At 59.3% G+C, this 2,150-nt stretch carries 3 protein-coding genes; 2 read left to right on the forward strand and 1 reads right to left on the reverse strand.

The window, feature by feature from the left end; all coding sequences use genetic code 11:
- Nucleotides 1-961, reverse strand: a 961-nt coding sequence (locus WCB02_RS41055) for a hypothetical protein (RefSeq protein WP_423968497.1), incomplete at its 3' end; no start/stop codon positions are given.
- A 228-nt stretch (nucleotides 962-1,189) separates the two neighbouring features.
- On the opposite strand from WCB02_RS41055, the gene WCB02_RS41060 reads away from it, so the two are divergent.
- Together WCB02_RS41060 and WCB02_RS41065 are read left to right on the forward strand one after the other, a co-directional pair.
- Entirely contained in the window at nucleotides 1,190-1,498 is a 309-nt protein-coding gene (locus WCB02_RS41060; protein WP_423968499.1) for a hypothetical protein, read from the forward strand.
- Nucleotides 1,499-1,593: 95 nt separating this feature from the next.
- The coding region (locus WCB02_RS41065) for a class I SAM-dependent methyltransferase (RefSeq protein ID WP_423968502.1) at nucleotides 1,594-2,150 on the forward strand (557 nt) is incomplete at its 3' end.

A 2,150-nucleotide genomic window follows, 5' to 3' on the forward strand; every position in this document is an offset into this window, starting at 1 on the left:
AATAGAGAAAAGCATCTACCTGGTCTGCGACCGTCTTGGTAGACTCGCCGCCGAATGCAGCGGTGACGTTGCAATCCTTATCCGTTGTGATCGGCGATTGAAGAAACGAGTCAAGGCTCAACGAGCCTATTCTGCTGTTCCTTGTCCTCAAGAGCGACGGCCACACGCCTCCCGGAGCCTTCATGTCTATATTCGGTTCGTCGCTTGTGCCGTAATATCCAAGATCGCTGATCACGAAGGTCCGGCCCGGGTAGGTGCGTTCATACCGCGTCACGGCATCCCCTTGCCCGGGCCCGCCTCCGTGCAGCAGGTGAAACACTCCGAAGAGCATAAGCGCTTTGCGGTGCTTAGCAAGTACCTCGGTCTGCATCACCGAAGCGATGCTTCCATCACGGTCGAAAAACGGCGTTAGGTCCGCGTATGAATGGATCTTGCTCCAATCAATCGGTGGATCCGCGGCAACGATTCTCAGGCGGTGTTTAGCAGGAAGGCCTTGATTGATTGAGCGAACGAGCGGGTATAGCTGCTCGTAGAAACCGGACGCGCCGCACATTTGCTGAACCGTCGTGTCGCGCCAGACATGCTGTACTTCGGCGAAGGGAACGTCATCTCCAGCGATATACCGATCAAGAATGGGTTGGTACCGCAGGTTTCCACATTCAACGACGATGTCGTTTACCGACGCCGCAAAGCCTGGGTCGCGAACGAGGGACAAGATGAAGTCATCGATATCTTTCTGTCCATGAGCCGCCGGTATCCCAACAACCTCGAAGGACTCAAAGGCTTTCAAGATTCCCGAGATCGCAGGTTCGGCAACCGCGCCCTGAGCGTCGTTGACAGGATGGACGTCCGGGTCCTGGGCAATGCAATGTTGCGAAGTGAGTGAAATCGACGCAAGTGCGAGAATGACGGCTCCGCATCGCACACTGCTCAACAGGCGTGGAAGGAATGGCTCGTTCATGCTTTACGATCTCCGTGAGTGATAAGAAGACGAATCTTCTGCTCAGCATCACACAATTATGCGTCCTCGTCTCTTCCCTAATACGGGGTTTTGGGAAACTTCGACTTGGAGAAGGCGAGCAGACCGGATGGGTACCGGCAAACTCGCTTCTCTCTGCGTGACTCACCGTCTCATCCTCCGCCCGGGACGATACAGTGGGAAGGACGGTTCTCAACTAACGTCCCACTCATGACCGACGCCGACCTCCTCCACTTGCTACGCGATTGCTACACCCCCACCGGCCCCAACATCGTCGCGGCCGGCCTCGTCCGTTCCGCCACCCTCACCCCCGACCTCGACGCACCGGGCGCCAACGTCCCCGGTGTCCCGCCGCGCTTCATCGCAGCCATCACTCTCCACGCCGTTGGCGCCGGCAATGCCACCGACGATCCCGCCAACGCCCAGCTCACGGCCCAGGTCGAAAATCGCCTGCTCGGCCTCCCCTCCATCTCCCGCGTCCAGATCAACCTCCTGCCCGCACTGTTTCCCATCCTTTAAAAGCGGCGCTACCCGAAACCAGGCTAAGCCCATCGCTGCGTCACCCGAAACAGGGCTAAGTCGTCACCAAACGCACCCGATTTCCCCGAATATTCATGCCGAGACCCAAGCCCGGACCCGCCATCCATCCCTTCGATCAGCTTCACGGCACCGACACCTCGGGCCTCATCCCCGGCCATGTCATCGCCGAAGGAACCGACGCACGGGTCTCCGAGCTCACCGCCTACTACGGCGTCGCGCCCTCTATCCTCCATGGTTTGTTAGACATCTGGTTCCAGCGCACGAGCCCTCAACCCCGCGAAGCCCAACCGGATATCGAGCGTACCGTCTTCCTCGACATCGGCGCAGGCAAAGGCCGCGCCATGCTTGTCGCCTCCCAGTTCCCCTTCCTCCGCGTCGAAGGGGTCGAGCTCAACGCCGACCTGGCGCGCATAGCCAATGCCAATATCTCCCTCTGGCACAACGACTTGCAAGCCAACGCCCTCTCCCCCCTGAGCCTTCACCACGCCGACGCGACTACCCATCCCTTGCCCCCCGAGCCCACCCTGGCCTTCCTCTTCCATCCCTTCGAACTACCCATCCTACGCCGCTTCCTCCGTCACGTGGAGCAGTCTATCTCCAACAATCCAAGGCACTTCGATCTCCTGTACGT

The sequence above is a fragment of the Bradyrhizobium sp. genome (genome assembly GCF_049581145.1).
In the GTDB taxonomy this organism is placed as follows: Bacteria; Pseudomonadota; Alphaproteobacteria; order Rhizobiales; family Xanthobacteraceae; genus Bradyrhizobium.